Here is a 17,990-nt window from a genome sequence, read left to right as displayed (position 1 = left end):
TTTATATCAAATTTTGTCTTGAAATTAAAAAAATTCCATCCGGACCGGGGTTTCCTGTCATGAAATATCATCCACCCCGACTGCCTGCTCCTGTATCTTATGGATCAGCTCCTCTGCATCCCGGGTCTGCCCCAGCAGTCCGTATACATTGGAAAACACCACAGCACCCAGAAGGATCTGCTCATAGGATCTGTGGTCCAGATAAAACTGGATCTTCTCCATGACCACAGCCATAGTCTCTTTCAGGATACCATAGCTGTCAAGAACAGCCAGCGCCTCATCCGTAGTCCCCGCCTCCAGGATCTCTCTGGCACATTCCAGAGAGCCCCCTGCACGGATGGCACTTGCACAGAGAACCTCCATCCTTCCGTCAGCACAGTGGGAATGGGTATTCATGATCCCGGCGGCAACCTTTACAAACTTACCGATATGAGCCACAAAAAGAATGCCCTTTACGCCCATATCAATGGCCATGTCAATGGTCTCTCCTACATAATTGCTGCACTTGATATTGTTCTCAAAGGGAATGGACATATGCTCCCTGAGATAATCCGCACCGTAATTCCCCGGTGTCACCAGGATAAAATCTTCTCCCTGGCAGAAATGCTGCTTCATCTCCACATGGATGCTTTCGATCAGAGCCTTCTCACTCATGGGCTCTACGATCCCGCTGGTTCCAAGTATGGAGATCCCGCCAAGAATGCCAAGACGGGGATTAAAAGTTTTCTTCGCGATCTCCTCCCCCTGAGGGACGGATACGGTAAGCTTCAGACCGCCCTCGTAGTCATATTCCTGGGCCGCCTCTTCGGCTTCCCGCAGGATCATGGCTCTGGGAACCGGATTGATTGCCGCCTCGCCCACGTTCTGGGAAAGTCCCGGCTTGGTGACACGCCCCACACCGACCCCTCCGTCCAGGATGATCTGAGGCCGGGATCTCTCTGTTTTCCGTTCCTCCCCGTCCTGTTCTGCCGCTGAAACAGAAAACTTCTCCGCTTTTACATAGACCAGGATCCCATTGGTGGTATCCGGATCATCCCCTGCATCCTTCTGTACCGCACAGGAGACATAGGTTTCGCCCCGGGTAATATCGTGAAGCTGTAACGTGAGAGTGATCCCCTTTGGGGTATCAAGCTCTACCTCGGAAAGAGTCTCTCCCGAAAGCAGCATCCGGACTGCACCCCTGGCTGCCCCGGCTGCACAGGAACCTGTTGTGTAGCCATAACGGAGGCGCTTGTTGTTTTTTATGACATACTGGTCTTCCAGTCCATTCTTCATATATACGATGCCCTCCTTTTCAGATTACCTTGTGCTCCAGCCATTTACGGCTGTGGAAACGCCAGGTAAAAATGATCCCACGAACAGTCCAGTCTGCAAACATTCCGATCCAGACACCCATAGGCCCGAAGCCCAGGACACGGATCAGGAAAACACAGAGACAGAACCTGCATGCCCACATGGTACAGCAGGAGGTGATCATGGAAAACTTCACATCACCGGCTGCACGAAGACCATACCCCGGCACGAACGCCATTGTCCATACCACAGGCTTTACGATGGTGATCCATGTGATCATGTGGATGCACATTTCTGCACTGGTACTCTCCATTCCGCCAAGGATCGTCACCGGTCTGACCAAAATATACACGATCAGACAGCTTACGATAATAACTGCCTCTGCAATGACGCAGAGTTTTTTTATGTAATAGACCGCCTCATCCTTGCGACCGGCACCAAGACACTGGCCTACGATGGTCATCAGGCCCACACCTACTCCGATGGCTGCGATACCATTCAGGTTCTCAAGGATATTGGTCATTGCCTGCGCTGCAATGGCTGCTGTTCCCAGTGTGGAAACCGTAGACTGGATGGCAAGCTTTCCAAGCTGAAACATACTGTTCTCAATTCCCGAAGGGATCCCAAGTCCCAGGATCCGTCCGATCATGCTCCAGTCCGGTCGGATCTTCAGGTAATCCTTCACAACGACAGGCTGACGATCCTTACGCAGCTGCCAGAGAACAACCACTGCACAGAAAATACGGGAAACCAGTGTGGAGATCGCCGCTCCTGCAACACCAAGGTGGAAAACCCAGATCAGAACCGCGTTTCCGCCAATGTTCATGATATTGGAGATCATGGAGATGGCCATAGGCCCCTTGGTATTCTCCTGGGCACGAAAGATCGAAGCCGCAGAATCATAAGCCGCAATAAAGGGGAATGACAGTGCCGTGAAAAAGAAATAGGTTTCCGATGCACGCATAACATCCGCATCCACCGCACCGAAGATCAGCCTCAAAAGCGGCTTCTGGAAGATCAGACAGACTGCAGACACCACTACAGAGATCGCTGTGATGATAAAAAGCACCTGCCTGGCAGACATATTCGCCTTCTCATAATTCCTCTGTCCGATATACTGGGCGCAGACAATGGCGCCTCCCGCTGCCAGCGCCGAAAAAGCCTGGATCAGAAGCACATTGATGGAATCCACCAACGATACCGCAGAAAGAGCCGCAGATCCCACATTGCTGACCATCATGGTATCTGCGGTTCCCATTATCGAATTCAAAATCTGTTCCAGCACTACCGGCACCAGAAGATTACGGATCATCCGGTTGGTAAACATATGCTGCTGTTCCATTGTTACATCCTCCGCCTCACTTATTTATGACCTGACAAAGCAGAAAAAAACGTCTGTATTTTATCAATCACACTTTCTCTGACATTATACCCTTTTCCCGCTCTTTTTCCAATATATTTTCTGTGTTTTTTGTACAAACTGGAAAATGCCGCAGGCGCGAAACCTGCGGCAGTCTTTGTATTTTGTGTTTTTTATTATACAATTATGTTCCAAAGTCACTCGGATCACATCATACTTGTTAAGATGCTTTTTAAAGTCGGCCTCCCTGCTTATCTGCAATCCAGAAAACATCTGCTCAGAATCTGCGCCTTTGCTATAATACGCAGCCAACATATTAGCTGCATAAGATTTTCCGAACCGGCGCGGCCGACTATTGCAGATATAAGCATTTGTTGTATCAAGAACACTGTTTGTGTACTCGATCAGGCCAGTCTTATCCACATATATTCTGGAGTTAAGAGCAACCTGAAATGCACTGTTGTCCGGGTTCACAAATCTTCCCATGCTATTCAGACTCCTTTCTGAAGCTGTTCCTCAAGCACGAGGTTACAACTCACCTGTTTTATTTTGATTTTATCATTTCACAGAGCAAATAACAAGTTGATGGCTGTTTTACTTCATGCAACATATGCAAGCCCTGCTCGAACAGTACGTTCTTTCCCAGTTCTGTCAACCATTATTTCATTTTGATCTCGCTGTTATACGAACATCTGCTGATCCTTCTTCTGTTGGGGCATTCCTCCAACGCTTCATCGCTCTGTACCTCCGCTGCCGCTCGGCTCCAACACTGATCTTATCTGCCGGTGCTGTACCTGGAAAATACACACCCTTTTTGTACGGAAGATATGAAGTAACAGAGGACCTGGACAGGCCAAGAGCATTTGCAGTTGAAAGGACAGCAGCTTTATGATCCTGTGTTTTTCTGAAATCATCAAAGGTCACCTGCACCTTCTCCGCCATATCCGATACATACACACCAGCCGTGATAAGCAGCTTCCGAACCTTGATCGGGTTCAGACCCAGCTCATCAGCAATGGCCTGCAAAGACATCCCGGCATCATAAAGCACAACAGCAGAATCCATCAGCTCCTTAAGGATCTTCTCGGCATCATACTCCGGCTTTGATTTCCTGCGGCCACCTCCGGGCTTTCTTGGTTTATACGCTCTTTTCTCACCCATAGATCACAAAACCAGCGCATACATTTTGAAGGTCATCTCGCCGCCATCTGTCAGAACATACAGTTCTTTCTTATCAATACTGTTATGCAGCATTTCATCAGAAGGATGGATACCCTTCTTCCAATGTGGAAACGATGGATCCCCCTGCTCCTGGTCGATCAGCTCCCAGTACAGAGATTTTATGTTGTCAAAATCATCTTTTACTGCCTTACGAAATATCATTTGTTCCAATCCTCTTACTCATGCAGCTCCAGCGGCAATCCGTCCGGGTCATGAAAAAATGTCATCTTCTTGCCGGTAAAATCATCCACACGGATCGGCTCACATTCGATTCCGACCTCCGCCAACTCTTTCACCGTCTGCTCCACACTCTCCACACAGAAAGCAAGATGACGCAGACCACAAGCCTCCGGACGGTTCACCCGCTTCGGTGGATTTGGTTCTGCAAAAATCTCCAGCTCCGTGTGTTCATCCACACGCAGATCCAGCTTCCAGTCCCTGCGCTCTGAACGATAGTTTTCTCTGATGATGGAAAAGCCAAGCTTGTTTACGTAGAAATCCTTTGCGGATTCGTAGTTGGATACGATGATTGCGATGTGGTGTATTTTTGATAGGTTCATTTTTCTTGTACTCCTTTTTTTGTTTGTCTTATTTTCGTTATAAACTATATATTAGCATTTAAAATATGCCGTGTAAACTTTCAATTCTCTCTGGAATTCAGTCTACACGGAACTATTTTTTATTTCAGCTATTCTCTCATAATGATATTTATTTTTTCAATCGTAGTAGAAAGTATTCCTTACTTAATTTTACTTTGAATAAAATAGATTCGGTGCTATTTGTACATGTCAAATATCTTATCAACCAATTCTTTTTCTTCTGGTAATGATGTTCCAAATTTCCTGGCAAAAATACAATTAGAATTAACTAATACATTATAGTCCGCGATATTTAAAACAAATGGTGAAGGCCCATTAAATCTAGCATATCTTAAACATTCAGCATACGAATCTCCACTTTCTTTATTAAAGATATTCTCAGCAAAAGCACTATTTCCAATAATTGTCTGTATAAAGATTTCATCGCCACATATTGTTTCTTTAAAGCGATTTTTTGCCCATTCTCCATGATTCAATATATAAGTTGCCGCTTTTCCAGTTATACTAAACCATCCTGGCCCACCATAAAAATGAATTTTCTCATTCTTATATCTTTTATACCTAAACATCATTTCAATTTTTGTGATAATTCTTGATAGCACCCAAAGAATATTTTTCTTTTTCCCAATTTTATCTTGAAAAAACCAATGTAACTCATATCTTTTAGCAATGGAAGGGCTTTCTGCCCAATTCGGTGTAATACCTATAAATTCTTTTCCGTTGTTATTCTCAAAGAATGCCACCATATCTGAATGCTTTTTCAAAGGAAGGTCTACACCAGAAATCAAGTGATAATAATCATGTTGAGTTTTAAGTGCTTCTGCAAGAAGATCTAAAACAATATTTACTTGACTTACTCCTCCCCACGTCACATTTCGAGACGGTATTACTACCAAATGTGCCGAATTTGTGTAAAGAGCATCTTTGTTGATCAACTGCGATTTTTCATCTATATGAATGTATATGTCATTATCCGGATAATCTAACATTCGAATAAGCTTTTCCAATACATATGGCTCATTATGGGCCATAATCAAATAAGCAAATTTCATTCTTTCATCCCCAATCTGACAAGATAGTAATACAAATCACCTAAATACTTTTTAGGTTTCAAATAATATTTTTTCAAAGGCCACAATCTAATCCAGTAAACCAATTTCTTGTCAACAATAAGTTTTTTTCTAAAAGTACACCACTTTGTACAACATTCAATTGTTTTTCTTTTTTGCAAATCCCCATCATATGTACTTAAATACCATTCATTCACTAATGCAGTACGTTCTATCTCATTAACTTTATATTTATATCCATGTGATATATTCTTTGACGCATTAGAATCATGTCTTCTATATTCTATAAATGTCCCTTGATATAAATATAATCTCTGCTGTATCGAGGCAATCGTCCAAAGTAATGCATCATGCGGAGTACCTTCCTTCCATAAAGTTTTAAAAGCAGGCATGATTTCTTTTCGAAAAGCCATTGTACAACCTGGCCTGAGTATTTGATAGTATTTCTCGTCAAATACAATCTTACTTACTATATCTTCCGATTCCGTCCGTACATTTTGTTGAGTAGCCATTTTCCCGCCGTTTTCACTGAAGGCATGATATCCAGATACCAAAAGAAGAATGTCATCATTATTTTCAAACGCAGTTGACATTTTTTCAATTTTATCAAGATGCCATATATCATCCTGATCACATGGGAATATGATATCTCCTGTAGCTGTACTTATTCCATCTGTAAAATTTTTTTCCCATCCTTTGTTTTCTTTATTTACAACTAGTTTCCAATTATTCAACCTATATTTAGAAATATAAGTCTTTATTATCATTTGGCTTGAATCAGTTGAACGATCATCAAATATGAGAAGTTCATCAATAGCTCTAGTTTGTTTTCTCAATGATTCAAGCATCTCCAATAAATATTTAGAGCCATTATAGACTGTCATTATGACAGATGTTTTCATTTGCATATTCTTTCTCCTTAAATCGTTGTTTCTACTTGAGTTCGCCGTCCCAAAACTATTTTTGTGCTTCCAAAAAGAATTATAAAGAGTATCACCATTTTCCAACTCAAAATAATTGAAAGATTTCCAACTCTAAAATATTCATACATTCTTCTATATAATAAAAAACAGAAAAAAAGCATGACTAAATCTTTTCCTTTTAAATAGGTATAAAAAACTGCACATATACTTGCAGTAATATATCCAATGATAAAAGAATATGCAAAAGTAGCAATATACCCCGCATAGCTAAGAGATACTGTTAAAAAGCTTCCTGCAAATTGCACACCACTTCTTAACATATCATAAGCATATGTTGATTTAGTTACCAAATACATCACTCGCCCAATTCCAAAATCACCATTTGTTAACGAGGTTCCGGAAATACCAGCTAAAACTTCTTTACAAATCCAATCAAAGTCAAATGATAATTTTCCTTTTTGAGCTAAAAGATCAATTCCCCAAAAAGTGTGCGATTGAAGTGAAAAAATTCTGTTTAAAAGTGCAGCAAAAGGATCTGTGTTTAATCGTGCATATTGTTTATAACATATTCCTAATAGAATCCCTAAAATCACCAAAGTAATGAGAATATATTTAAAAGGGATTTTTGCTACACGTTTTTCATCAATTTTTTTCTTTATATACGTTCCAATTACAGGAATCGAAAACCAAATTGCATAATCGTATAATCCATAAAATTTATTATCCATTAAAATTTGAATAACCATAATTGAACCAGCTACAGCTAATGATTTATAGTATTCTTTACTTTTTCGCATACTTCTTGAAAATCTTATACCTGACAACAACATTGCAAATGGCATAATAAAATTATGTAATGTACTCGCCAATGGAAGTTTTGAAAATTTAGTATAATAGTCTATTTTATTAACACTACTACTTAATAATGGTATACCAGAAATCATTAAATCAAGGAAAATATATCCGACAGAAATTAAGCATAAATTCCAAATAATACTATCCAATGAGACTCCTGGAATTTCAAATTTAACAGTTTTGTACTGTTTACGTAATATTTTCTTTTGCAAAGTATATGGAAATACCAATGCAAATGGCAACATAAGTAATATGTATCTTATTGCAGCTCCAGTGGTATAAGAATCTCTTAATTGTTCTGTAATATATATACCACTATCAATCCATATAATTGATAATATCCCCCATGCAATTTCAATCAAAAAAATTATCGTGAATGGAAAGGCCAATGAGCACTTATTCCATATCCAGTAGGCATATATGATTAATCCCAATATCGCCAAAGGTATTGTTACAGCCACCATTTTCAATTTATCTCCTTCCCAATATTTTCCTAACTATCAAATTTTTCGCTTCAATCAGCAATTTATTTCTTGTCAAAATCAAAGTTACACCATATATTAAAACAGCTACTAGAATAATTTCTATAAACTGAAAAACAATCGAATTTGTAAATAGAAAATATTTTTTCACCCCTGCGATTCCTATTATCATCAATAAAATACTTAATCCAATACTTCCAACAAAAGATTTATCTTTTGAAATAGAGAAATTTTTCCTAGAATAAAAAATAAGTACAGAAGTAACCGTTACCTCTGACATCACAGATGCAATAATCGCACCATTTTCTGCATACTTCGGAATAAGGCATGTATTAAGTATTGCATTAAGTATTGCTCCAATTATTGTCGCTTTAAGAATATACTTTTCCTGCCCAGATGCCATAAGGATAACATGTCCGAGCAAATACGCTACTGAAAAAACAAAAACCAAACCACTAGAAACTTTCAAAACAGGAATAGAATTCATGTATTGATTTCCAAACAAAATTAGTATAATATACTTTGCAGTCGACATTAAACCAAACGCACATGGCAAGGCTATCAGCAAAATAATATCGAACCCCTTTTCAACAAGCTTATCACTTTCATTTCTCTTATCGTTTTGAATATAATATGCTATTCTAGGATAAAATGTTGCTACAAAAGCAATTACCATTGTATAAATCATTCTGACAATTTTAGTTGCATTAGAATAATATGCAACATTGGAACTACCATGGAAATACTCCAACATGACCGTATCCAGAGCCATATATAGTTCTGTAGCAATCGTAGAAGCTAGTAAGATAAATACTGGTTTGAGATGATGTCTAACATTTAAAATATATCTTTTGAATACAACAAATTTTCTAAGGATTACCATATTAAAAATATAGTTTCCAGCTGTTGCCATACAAAGAATTAGAGCATACTTTAGATAATCTTCTGGTTTTTTAACAAACAAAAGCATGGCTATAAAAGAAACTATCTTTACAACCATACCTCTAGTAGCTATAATTCCATATTCCTCAATTCCTTGATAGAACCAATCAACATTAAAAAAATTAAATACTAGCATTAATCCCATTGTATTAAGTGCTGGTTTCTGGTTTTGAAAATATGGGAACAGATTTACAAAAACATAATACAAAAATATACAAATAGCTGTAGAAACAAAATTTATAGAAAATAACTCAGAAAATGTTTTACTTCGTTTTTCAATGTTTTCTCCGCATTTTGAAATTTCTTTTACACCATAGTTAGGAATTCCAAGTGATGCAATGGTCGTAAAGTAAACAACTATAGTATTAGCATACGATACAAGACCCACTTTTTCAGGTAATAATGTTCGAGCAATATATGTGGTAGTTAAAAGTGGAAAAAGCGCTGTAAATCCTTTGTATGCCGTATTAAATATTGAATTTAACGCAATAGATTTTCTTGCCATTATCTTATACCTCTTGCTTGCAAAAAATCCCTTTTTAATACATGAAGTTCTCTCTTAATATAGTATAGCTCTCGAAGTCCCATTGTTGTTGGCGCACCTTCACAAGTCGTTGCCAGATACTTTACGGTCGCTTTATATCTCTTACTTATTCTATAAAATGTTACATTATAAGAGTGATCTGTTTTTCCTCCAGATAAATGTGTCAAATCAGCATCTACAACATATACTTTATTACCGCGTTCTAATGCTGCCAAGCATCTTTCGACTGCATACATATGCCATCCATTGCACAGTTTCTCTGAAAATGGATACCTTTTAAAGCACTCCGTATAACCACCAAAAAAGCATTCATCAACGGTATCACATTTTTCAATACCTTCTACTTTTCCACTAACTGCTCGTCTCTTGTCCCTTCCCTGTTTTATATTTCCAATTCTCTCTTTAGTTAATGAGCTTCGCCCTACTACGCCTACTATATCGTATAAATCAATTTTCCCAAAGTAATCAATTATGCGTGATAAACTATCATCTGTATTATATATTATATCTTGATGTGAAAAAATTACATATTTTGTGTGGATTTGATCCATGACTGAATTAAATGCCGCACTGCAAGACGAAAATCTTCCATCAGAATTATTAATCCCAATAATTTTCACTTTTTCCGACTGTTCGTTTAATGAGCGAATCATTTCGTTAAAAATTGATTTTTGATTATAACAACATACAATTGTCGCCCTTATTTCCATTAAGCAAACTTCTCCTTCTACTTTTTGATACATTACTTATTATTTAGATTTCGTTTATATTATCATCAAGTGTGAATATACATCAAATAACAGACTTCTGTGTACTTACATAAATTTTATACAAAAATTTATATCCCCCATATGAAAGAAGGGCCGCCACTCTTGCTTTCTTTCTTCCGTATCTATTTTTCAAAACACTATATCTATATTTTTTTATTTCATTCCATAACTCTTCTTGTTGCTGTTTAAATTCGGGACTTTGAATTTGAAATAAAATATTACATAAAACGCTAAAATATCTACATTCTGCCGCCTTTTTTAGCAATGGGTAGTTTACAGTAATAAAATTTCTAAAATCATTCATGTGATTTATAGCATCCATTTTCTGCAAGGAAAAATTTGCCTGAGCAATGCTTGTTTTTCTTTGAAAATAAAAGTAATCAATATTAGGGATAACTGCTATTTTTGTTACCTTTTCCACAAGCAAATATGTAGTAGGAATATCTTCATAAAGCTTTCCGGTAGGATATTCAACCCCTTTGAACAACTCTGCCTTGTATAGCTTTCCCCAAGCTGAAATTTCAACGCCATCCTGGTAAAGAAGTTTTTTATAGAACTCCTCTTTATTTAAAACTTGTACATCATTTATATCAAGTTTTTTTGACTCTGTGATATCATCACCTTCATAATAATCAACAAACCAGCTTGTAGCTATCTCACATTTACTTTCTTGTATTGCAGTCCATAAATTATCTATGAAAAATGGCGAAATAAAATCATCACTATCAATACAAGTGATGTATTCTCCCTGAGCTATTTTTATGCCAACATTCCTTGCATCCGAAAGTCCTCCATTTTTTTTGTGAATAACTTTTATTCGATTATCAGTATTCCTGTAAGCATCACAGATTTTCCCACAACTATCTGGGGATCCATCATCCACTAATATAATCTCCAAATTAGAGTAAGTCTGACATCTTATGCTCTCAACACATCTTCTTAAATATTTTTCAACATTGTATATTGGTACAACAACACTAATCAATGGATTATTATTCAATTTTAAAACCATACCTTTCCTCTGCGTAACAAAGCATAAATATAGAATTTAACTGTTTTATATTGTAGAAATCTCGTGATTTGTCATCAATTGAAGCAATCAACACTACCAACTTGCTGCATAAAAACATTTTATAGCAATACAATTTCGTCAATAACACACTCGAATTTCTTCAATCCTAAATTTACAACACCAACAAAAATTCAATTCATCGAAGCAATTAAACCTTCATAATACTTCAACAGTTCATTTGCCTCAACACTAGAATCGAATCCGGCCGCTTTTACTTCTTCGGTTTTTCCTTTTCTGATAGGTATATTCTTCTTTACAACTTGAAGAATTTCATCAGCCCACTCATCTGGGCTCTTTTCTAGCGAGATAAAGACACCCAAATCATCACACGCACTAGATTCCTTTGGAATTTCTGTTGAAAAAAACATAGGGAGTCCGCAATTTTCTGCTTCTACACCCACAACTGGCAAACCTTCATATAAACTTGGAAGCAGAAAACAATCCATCGCATTATAAAACTGAGGAATGTCTTCTCTTCTTCCCAAGTAAAGGACTTTATCCTTTATCCCATATTCATCGATTTTTGCAATCATTGCTTCACGAAGATTTCCATCGCCAATTATTAATAACTTTGCTTTTGGTTCTTTATTTACCAGTGCATTAAAGATATCAATAATGAAAAGTGTATTCTTTTGTTCTGTCAAACGACCAATATGTCCAATTACAATGTTATCCTCAACACCATATTTTTCCCGAGTTGCATTTCTGAGTTCCTCGTTATACTTATTAGCTTCGGTATTAATAACCGTTTTGAATACTCTAACTTTTCCTTCATCAAATAGCTTATCACCAAACTGCCAACGTCCACAAACTTCACCATTCGCCATGAAGTTAGTTGCGAATAATTTTGAAAATGGTTTCAAAATATTTTTGAGTATTGTTTTCTTATCAGCACTGTGCGCCATAGATATACTTTCACTAATACGAATTGGAATTCCACATTGCCAACCAACAAACATTGAGAACAAATTCATTGTTCCGTTATACGCATGCATGATCTTATAATTATTCTTTTTGCAAATAGTTTTCATCTGGCTCATATTTTTCAAAATGTTCTGATATGGTGCAATTTGATACACTCTGCCCCCCAACTTAGTAATCTCATCTTTTGGAATAGCATTCGAGTCTGTGTCACAGAAAAAATCAAACTGTATTTTTGTTTTATCAATATTTCTATAATACTCCATAACAAGATTCTTTTTCCCGCCGGAATGCATTTTACCCATTATAACTGCAACTCGTTCCATCTTATATCCTCTTAACTCTTATTTTTATAAACCATATTCTTTTTTCATAAAATCCGAAATTCTTTTAATTCCCTCTTCCAACGGAATTGGATTAAGTGCACCATAATATTTTTCATACCGACTAATATCGAGATAATTAACAGGCACATCCACTTTACGTCCCTCTACATAAGAAACGTTCACTTTTATTCCCAACGCTTTCTCAATTGTATCGAGAACTTTCTTGATACTTGTTCCATATCCACAACCAAGATTAAACGTTCTATGCTTACTTTCACCTTTAACAATTTTCATAATTGCTCTAATTGCATCATCTATATAGATGAAGTCACGTACTACAGAACCATCTCCATAAACTGTAATTTCATCTCCTTTAAGCGCCTTATATGTAAAAGTTGTCACTGCTCCCAAAACGCCATTTGGCCTTTGATATGGCCCATACGGATTTGCAAGTCGGATAATACGATAATCTAATCCGTACATATATCTATAAAGATATAGTAATTTTTCTATTGTAATTTTTTGAATTCCATACGAAGATATCGGATTCGTTGCTGTTTTTTCCTTCAGAGGACAATCAGCTTCTCTGCCATATACTGTTCCTCCAGAAGAAATAAACACAACCTTTTTAACACCACATCGAATACATGCCTCAAACAAATTTGCAGAGAAGATAACATTGGATACTAGTTCCTGGGATATATGCTGATTCGAAGTTGTTGGTACTGTCGTGCTCACCAAATGATAAACTATCTCTTGATTTTTAAGAATTGAATCAAAATCCATGTCTACCGTCAAACTCGCTTCTTCAATATGAACATTGTTTAAATTCATATTAATAATCGGATTAAAAAAATCTATATTTCTATCTATTAGTGTTATTTCATCTTTCGTATTCTTAGCTAACTCAATTGTAAGATTAGTTCCAATAAAGCCGGCTGCTCCTAAAAGCAAAATTTTCATACCCCAAACTCCTCTATAACCGAATAATATTCCTTAATAGGCATGAGTCATCAATTTATTTAATTTCATAGTAATAAAAAAGCTACTTGTCTCTTTATGAATTCATTTCCGTATACATTGAGAATTATCACATCGATAACATATATCTTGTACCTATTTCAAATTCATTCCTCTATACCATCCTTACTCTATGGTTCTTATATGAACACAAAAGTAAAATCAAATCTCAGTTTGGCCCAATTATTCATACCTATTTTTTTATTGCCACTGCAAGCACCGCTATCCGTAGCGATTCTTCCACACATTTCACATTTTTATAACTTCGAATACACCCCGCACCACAAAGGCACAGTTCTTCGGCGACGCCTGCGTTGGGCCGCCTGGCGGTATTCAACCGGAAAGGAGGCGTCACTGGCGCTTCCTCTCTTGCTGATTGCTCAGCATTTATATATAAGAGGCATTCCTGCCGCTTATTAACTTGGTTTATTGTTTTTCCGGAAGCTTTCCTGGCATTTGCGGCCCAGGTTTCGGGCGCCGTTCAGGAAGCGGTTGACCTGATGGCCGTTCTGGCAAATGAATACGCTACCCTGTTTTTTTCCGGTGGCTCCGCAGATGGAACATTGCTTTTCTGTTCCGTCGGCGCGCAGCTCAAGTACCAGGATTCCTTCTGCCCAGGCTTTGTATTTCAGATAATTCCGGATGCGGATACTTAAGTGAAGGGGCGAATAATTGCCGCTTCTGTACATGGATATCCTGGAAAAATCTTCATTATACTCCGGCAGTACCAGTATCCCGGTGTGATTTTCCTTGCAGAAATCCATGATCTCCTTGCTGACCTGATGTGCATAATGTTCATTCAGGTGCTTGAGATGCATGTAATATTTCCTGTTTGGCTGACTGACGTTGTCTTTATCGGTAAATGCCCTGGATGCTTCTACTTTTTTCATCAAAGCTTTGCAATGATGTCGGTATGCATTTCCACCTCTGCAGTTTTTTACAGCCAGCTGCCTGGATTCTTCATCCAGAACTGTGCATACTGCAAAGCTGTCCGTATTGGTAAAGCGGACGCTGCATACTCTAGCGCCTTCCTGCATTCGTTCCTTTGCTGTCCGGGCATCGGAGTTCTCCTGCTTGACAGGTACATGGAACATGAGCCATTTTTCCTCATGGACCAGTGTTGGTGAAAGGATCGCCGCTTCCTTGGGGAAGGGACGTCCTGTAAGTCCACAGGATACCCAGATCCATTTCTTTCCGTTCCAGAGCTTCAGCACTACGGAGGTGTCTGTCAGGTCTCTGTACATTCCCTTGAAAAAGGTGATATTGGCATCGATCTTTTCGGGGAAGCTTTCAGCGCTTGCAGCGGTCTTTACTGCCATTGCAGCTTTGTTCATGGCAGATCTCCGAAAGTAAACGGGGAGCTTTCCGCCTGGCGGGATGTACTTTGGTTCTCTTCCGTCTCTTCCGGGAACAGTGAGTTTTTCCAGATGTCCCTGGATGGTCAGCAGATTTTCGGCCCAGAGCTCTTCTCTTTCTTTCAGGAGCTCATAGTAAAAGGCTACGGCTTCCCGATACAGGGCTTCGGTTGTTTCGATCATCTGCTTTTCCGGACAAAAGAGCCGCATTTTCCATGTTTTGATACTGTATCCTGTTTTCATGGCATCTCTTTCTGCTGTCAGGTATCGCTTAATATCTTCATTAGCGAAAAAGAGCTTGAAACACTGTTAAATGCTGTTTTTTTCGGCACAGTTGACCACGATTTTGACCACTAATAATTGGAAAGAAAAAGGAAAAAAGCTTGAAAAGTATTGATTTTACGCGGATTTACGCAAGAAAAAAGTGACCACTTTTAGTGACCACTAATGTTAGATTTCGATGATTATCAGACTGTTTATTTACTTTTTGATAGAAAACTGCTGCATATGATGCTTAAAAAACGACATTATTAGCATGCTTCATGTCTTTGGCACGCCTTGACAAAGGAAAATATCAATGGTATTCTTACATATGGCTGTAAAATATATCTTTTTTGGTCTGTGACTAATGAAGATAATAAGCGACACAAATCCCATAATCCACGAGCTGTCCAAGGATATTTTCTCTTGTACCAGCTCTTTTTTTATGCCTATTCGACATTTCCCTCCCCAAATGCTATACTATACCCGCAGGCCACCTGATCTGGCTTTTGGCCTGCTAAATTTCAGAAAAGGATTTTTTCTATGGAGAGAATTATTACCTATACGATCTTAACCGGGGAGTCCGGGGAAAATATTCTTGGGTTTCTTCGGAAAAAGGGTTTTTCCAAACATATATTGACTACTATGAAGCGGGCGGAGCAGGCGATCCTGCTGAACGGGCAGCCGGCTTTTGGCAGAACGGTCCTGAGGGAGGGGGATGTTCTTCGGATCCTTGTTCCGGAGGAAGCCGGGGAGGGATCGGAGTCTTCTATCCTTCCGGTACCGCTGCCTCTTGATATCCTGTATGAGGATGAGGATATCCTTGTGCTAAACAAGCCTGCTGATATGCCTGTGCATCCCTCTGCCGGGAACTACGAGAATACGCTTGCCAACGGTGTTGCCTGGTATTATAAGCAGCAGGGGAAGGCTTTTGTCTACCGTTGCATCAACCGGCTGGACAGGGATACCACCGGGGTGCTGGTGCTTGCCAAGAACCCTCTGAGCGGGGCTCTTCTCTCTGCCCAGATGAAGCAGCGTCAGATCCGACGTACCTATCTTGCACTTACTGACGGGATCCCACCGGAAAGGGGTACGATCTCCGCCCCTGTTGCCAGAATGGATGCTTCTGTGATCACAAGGGAGGTTAATTTTGAGCGTGGGGAGGCTGCCGTGACTCATTATGAGCGTCTTGCAGTCAGCAACGGATATGCTCTTGTGGAGCTGCATCTGGATACGGGGCGGACTCATCAGATCCGGGTGCATATGAAATATATCGGCTGTCCGCTGCCGGGGGATTTTCTGTATCATCCGGTTTTTGACCGGATCGGACGCCAGGCCCTGCATTCCTTCCAGCTGGAATTTGCTCACCCCATCACCGAGGAGCCTATGTGTTTCCTGGCACCTGTGCCTGAGGATTTCCGCAGAGCATTTCTACAATAAAAAAATCAGCTGTCCGGTAGGTGTTTCCTGCACCGGCAGCTGATTTTTTTGTTTTTATTTATTTTTTTTGTAGATCACAAGGAGTCCTTTGAGCAGAAGGTCCTCATCCAGAATGATTTCTTTCTTACAATGAGAAATGATCTTTTTTGCAAGACCGCCTGTTGCGATCACGGTTGTTTTCTCACCAAGCTCTTCTTCCACCCGGTCTATGATCCCGTCGATGGCTGCTGCGTTGCTGTAGAGCACGCCGCTTTTCATGCATTCGATGGTATTGCGCCCGATCACATGCTTCGGGGCATCGATGCTGATCCCGCTGAGCTGGGATGCTCTGGCTGTCAGTGCATCCAGGGATATTCCGATGCCAGGAAGGATCATTCCGCCAATGTATTGCTTTTTGCTGTTGACAACCGAAACTGTAGTGGCGGTTCCCATATCGATCACAATAAACGGAACCGGATATTCATTTAATCCTGCCACAGCGTCTGCCACAAGATCCGCGCCCAGCTGTCCGGGGTTGTCCATCATGATGTTCAGACCTGTTTTTACTCCTGGTCCCAGGACCATGACTTCTTTTTTGAGGATCTTTTCTGCTGCCAGCCTGGCAATGTTGGTGATCTGCGGGACTACAGATGAAATGATACAGCCTTCTATGTCTGCCTTTTTGATGTGGTAGATTTCCAGTAAGGTTTTCAGGTCTACGGCATATTCCAGTTCTGTTTTTGTTCTTACGGTAGCAAGTCTCTCGATGAAGTATGTTTTTTGATCATCGATGCAGCCCACGACTATGTTGGTATTTCCAATATCAATTGCTAATATCATAATTTTATTTTCCCCGTCTTTATGCTTTTGTCTTCTTACAACTGATCTGTGCAGATGGGATCAGATGTGCCTTGGAAAGTGCAGCTCCCACTGCTCCTGTGATCACTGTGGAGGAAATCATTTCGCATACTGCGTTGATCCCTACCATAAGACAGCAGCCGATGATGATGTTATGACCGCCCATCAGATTTTTTACATAATCGGTATTTCCGAACAGTCCTACAAGTGCTGCCATGAAGAACAGTGTATTCAGGAATGCGGAAAAGAATCCGGTTACTGCACATGCCACATAGGTATTGCTGACCTTTCGCATGCCTTTAAAAATATATCCGAGGCAGATACCGTCCAGAAGACGTGGGATGAAGCGCTGGATAAAGGCAAATACCGGATTGATACCGAAAAGCACAACTCCCATTGCACTGGAGCCGCCTACTCCGATGCACTGGAGAAAGCTGGTCAGGCCGAAGATCGCACCTGCCACGGCTCCTCCTACAGGTCCAAGGACGACTGCACTGATGGCTACCGGGATCACGTTAAAGGAAATGGCCAGTGGCCCGATGTTCAGATATCCCAGTGGTGTGTAGGCCATCAGCAGAAGGATCGCTGCCATCAGGCCGAGTAATGTAAGCTGCGCTGTTGTAAATCTGTTGTTTTTCATTTCTTCTCCTCCTTGTTACCGTTCCGCTCTGTGAATATTTCCGGAAATACAGCATTTCC

General features: G+C 39.7%; 17 protein-coding genes and 1 pseudogene. 1 reads left to right on the top strand and 17 read right to left on the bottom strand.

The genetic code is table 11. From position 1 onward, the window contains the following. Nucleotides 1–57 precede the first annotated feature (57 nt). The 15 genes and pseudogenes from cbiD to NE638_RS07290 form a co-directional block, all read right to left on the bottom strand. Nucleotides 58–1,275: a cobalt-precorrin-5B (C(1))-methyltransferase CbiD gene (gene cbiD, locus NE638_RS07360; RefSeq protein ID WP_147603012.1), complete on the bottom strand. Its 1,218-nt coding sequence runs from the start codon at nt 1,273–1,275 to the stop codon at nt 58–60. Nucleotides 1,276–1,294: 19 nt separating this feature from the next. After that, nucleotides 1,295–2,635 (bottom strand): MATE family efflux transporter, encoded by a 1,341-nt coding sequence (locus tag NE638_RS07355; RefSeq protein ID WP_021651731.1) that lies wholly within the window; start codon nt 2,633–2,635, stop codon nt 1,295–1,297. A gap of 207 nt (nt 2,636–2,842) precedes the next feature. Further along, nucleotides 2,843–3,139 (bottom strand): annotated as a pseudogene (locus NE638_RS18205) (AAA family ATPase); the annotation flags it as partial. Between the two features lie 177 nt (nt 3,140–3,316). Then, nucleotides 3,317–3,814 carry a hypothetical protein gene (locus NE638_RS07345; RefSeq protein WP_173745965.1) on the bottom strand — a complete coding sequence of 166 codons (498 nt, stop codon included), beginning with the start codon at nt 3,812–3,814 and terminating at the stop codon, nt 3,317–3,319. Between the two features lie 3 nt (nt 3,815–3,817). Then, complete coding sequence (locus tag NE638_RS07340; protein ID WP_173745964.1) at nt 3,818–4,036, bottom strand: hypothetical protein; 219 nt, start codon at nt 4,034–4,036, stop codon at nt 3,818–3,820. 14 nt (nt 4,037–4,050) lie between these two features. Continuing rightward, on the bottom strand, nt 4,051–4,434 hold the full coding sequence (gloA2, locus tag NE638_RS07335; RefSeq protein WP_173745963.1) for an SMU1112c/YaeR family gloxylase I-like metalloprotein: 384 nt from the start codon (nt 4,432–4,434) through the stop codon (nt 4,051–4,053). Between the two features lie 215 nt (nt 4,435–4,649). After that, nucleotides 4,650–5,525 carry a beta-1,6-N-acetylglucosaminyltransferase gene (locus NE638_RS07330; protein WP_173745962.1) on the bottom strand — a complete coding sequence of 292 codons (876 nt, stop codon included), beginning with the start codon at nt 5,523–5,525 and terminating at the stop codon, nt 4,650–4,652. Then, a complete protein-coding gene (locus NE638_RS07325; protein ID WP_173745961.1) occupies nt 5,522–6,451 on the bottom strand; it encodes a glycosyltransferase in 930 nt (309 codons plus the stop codon). The genes NE638_RS07330 and NE638_RS07325 overlap by 4 nt, the downstream gene beginning before the upstream one ends. Before the next feature lie 11 nt (nt 6,452–6,462). Next, nucleotides 6,463–7,785: a DUF6418 domain-containing protein gene (locus NE638_RS07320; RefSeq protein ID WP_173745960.1), complete on the bottom strand. Its 1,323-nt coding sequence runs from the start codon at nt 7,783–7,785 to the stop codon at nt 6,463–6,465. A 7-nt stretch (nt 7,786–7,792) separates the two neighbouring features. Further along, the gene (locus tag NE638_RS07315) at nt 7,793–9,250 is read right to left on the bottom strand and encodes a flippase (protein WP_173745959.1); all 1,458 of its coding nucleotides are present in this window, start codon (nt 9,248–9,250) and stop codon (nt 7,793–7,795) included. Then, nucleotides 9,250–9,999 carry a glycosyltransferase gene (locus NE638_RS07310; protein WP_173745958.1) on the bottom strand — a complete coding sequence of 250 codons (750 nt, stop codon included), beginning with the start codon at nt 9,997–9,999 and terminating at the stop codon, nt 9,250–9,252. Before NE638_RS07310 ends, NE638_RS07315 begins: the two co-directional genes overlap by 1 nt. An 82-nt stretch (nt 10,000–10,081) precedes the next feature. Further along, nucleotides 10,082–11,071 (bottom strand): glycosyltransferase family 2 protein, encoded by a 990-nt coding sequence (locus NE638_RS07305; protein ID WP_173745957.1) that lies wholly within the window; start codon nt 11,069–11,071, stop codon nt 10,082–10,084. Nucleotides 11,072–11,262: 191 nt separating this feature from the next. Next, nucleotides 11,263–12,378: a glycosyltransferase gene (locus NE638_RS07300; protein ID WP_173745956.1), complete on the bottom strand. Its 1,116-nt coding sequence runs from the start codon at nt 12,376–12,378 to the stop codon at nt 11,263–11,265. A 24-nt stretch (nt 12,379–12,402) separates the two neighbouring features. Beyond that, complete coding sequence (locus tag NE638_RS07295; RefSeq protein ID WP_173745955.1) at nt 12,403–13,341, bottom strand: NAD-dependent epimerase/dehydratase family protein; 939 nt, start codon at nt 13,339–13,341, stop codon at nt 12,403–12,405. Nucleotides 13,342–13,814: 473 nt separating this feature from the next. After that, entirely contained in the window at nt 13,815–14,996 is a 1,182-nt protein-coding gene (locus NE638_RS07290) for a zinc ribbon domain-containing protein (RefSeq protein WP_173745954.1), read from the bottom strand. 561 nt (nt 14,997–15,557) lie between these two features. On the opposite strand from NE638_RS07290, the gene NE638_RS07285 reads away from it, so the two are divergent. Further along, the gene (locus NE638_RS07285; RefSeq protein ID WP_118608803.1) at nt 15,558–16,454 is read left to right on the top strand and encodes an RluA family pseudouridine synthase; all 897 of its coding nucleotides are present in this window, start codon (nt 15,558–15,560) and stop codon (nt 16,452–16,454) included. 54 nt (nt 16,455–16,508) lie between these two features. Here NE638_RS07285 and NE638_RS07280 read toward each other — a convergent pair whose 3' ends face one another. Together NE638_RS07280 and NE638_RS07275 are read right to left on the bottom strand one after the other, a co-directional pair. Continuing rightward, nucleotides 16,509–17,273, bottom strand: a complete 765-nt coding sequence (locus NE638_RS07280) for a type III pantothenate kinase (RefSeq protein ID WP_092069061.1) — start codon at nt 17,271–17,273, stop codon at nt 16,509–16,511. A 19-nt stretch (nt 17,274–17,292) separates the two neighbouring features. Further along, nucleotides 17,293–17,931: an ECF transporter S component gene (locus tag NE638_RS07275; protein ID WP_118608802.1), complete on the bottom strand. Its 639-nt coding sequence runs from the start codon at nt 17,929–17,931 to the stop codon at nt 17,293–17,295. Between the last annotated feature and the right edge of the window lie 59 nt (nt 17,932–17,990).

This window comes from Blautia sp. MSK.18.38 (genome assembly GCF_024460535.1).
Taxonomy (GTDB): Bacteria; Bacillota; Clostridia; order Lachnospirales; family Lachnospiraceae; genus Blautia_A; species Blautia_A fusiformis.
The sequence above is the reverse complement of the archived record's forward strand: the minus strand, read 5'-3'. Positions and strand labels throughout refer to the sequence as shown.

Excerpts from the sequence above, each read along its gene's own strand:
- NE638_RS07310 (WP_173745958.1), bottom strand. The coding sequence starts at position 9,999 with ATGGAAATAAGGGCGACAATTGTATGTTGTTATAATCAAAAATCAATT.
- NE638_RS07305 (WP_173745957.1), bottom strand. The coding sequence starts at position 11,071 with ATGGTTTTAAAATTGAATAATAATCCATTGATTAGTGTTGTTGTACCA.
- NE638_RS07315 (WP_173745959.1), bottom strand. The coding sequence starts at position 9,250 with ATGGCAAGAAAATCTATTGCGTTAAATTCAATATTTAATACGGCATAC.
- NE638_RS07330 (WP_173745962.1), bottom strand. The coding sequence starts at position 5,525 with ATGAAATTTGCTTATTTGATTATGGCCCATAATGAGCCATATGTATTG.
- cbiD (WP_147603012.1), bottom strand. The coding sequence starts at position 1,275 with ATGAAGAATGGACTGGAAGACCAGTATGTCATAAAAAACAACAAGCGC.
- NE638_RS07320 (WP_173745960.1), bottom strand. The coding sequence starts at position 7,785 with ATGGTGGCTGTAACAATACCTTTGGCGATATTGGGATTAATCATATAT.
- NE638_RS07345 (WP_173745965.1), bottom strand. The coding sequence starts at position 3,814 with ATGGGTGAGAAAAGAGCGTATAAACCAAGAAAGCCCGGAGGTGGCCGC.
- NE638_RS07275 (WP_118608802.1), bottom strand. The coding sequence starts at position 17,931 with ATGAAAAACAACAGATTTACAACAGCGCAGCTTACATTACTCGGCCTG.
- NE638_RS07340 (WP_173745964.1), bottom strand. The coding sequence starts at position 4,036 with ATGATATTTCGTAAGGCAGTAAAAGATGATTTTGACAACATAAAATCT.
- NE638_RS07290 (WP_173745954.1), bottom strand. The coding sequence starts at position 14,996 with ATGAAAACAGGATACAGTATCAAAACATGGAAAATGCGGCTCTTTTGT.
- NE638_RS07355 (WP_021651731.1), bottom strand. The coding sequence starts at position 2,635 with ATGGAACAGCAGCATATGTTTACCAACCGGATGATCCGTAATCTTCTG.
- NE638_RS07300 (WP_173745956.1), bottom strand. The coding sequence starts at position 12,378 with ATGGAACGAGTTGCAGTTATAATGGGTAAAATGCATTCCGGCGGGAAA.
- NE638_RS07285 (WP_118608803.1), top strand. The coding sequence starts at position 15,558 with ATGGAGAGAATTATTACCTATACGATCTTAACCGGGGAGTCCGGGGAA.
- NE638_RS07325 (WP_173745961.1), bottom strand. The coding sequence starts at position 6,451 with ATGCAAATGAAAACATCTGTCATAATGACAGTCTATAATGGCTCTAAA.
- NE638_RS07295 (WP_173745955.1), bottom strand. The coding sequence starts at position 13,341 with ATGAAAATTTTGCTTTTAGGAGCAGCCGGCTTTATTGGAACTAATCTT.
- NE638_RS07280 (WP_092069061.1), bottom strand. The coding sequence starts at position 17,273 with ATGATATTAGCAATTGATATTGGAAATACCAACATAGTCGTGGGCTGC.
- gloA2 (WP_173745963.1), bottom strand. The coding sequence starts at position 4,434 with ATGAACCTATCAAAAATACACCACATCGCAATCATCGTATCCAACTAC.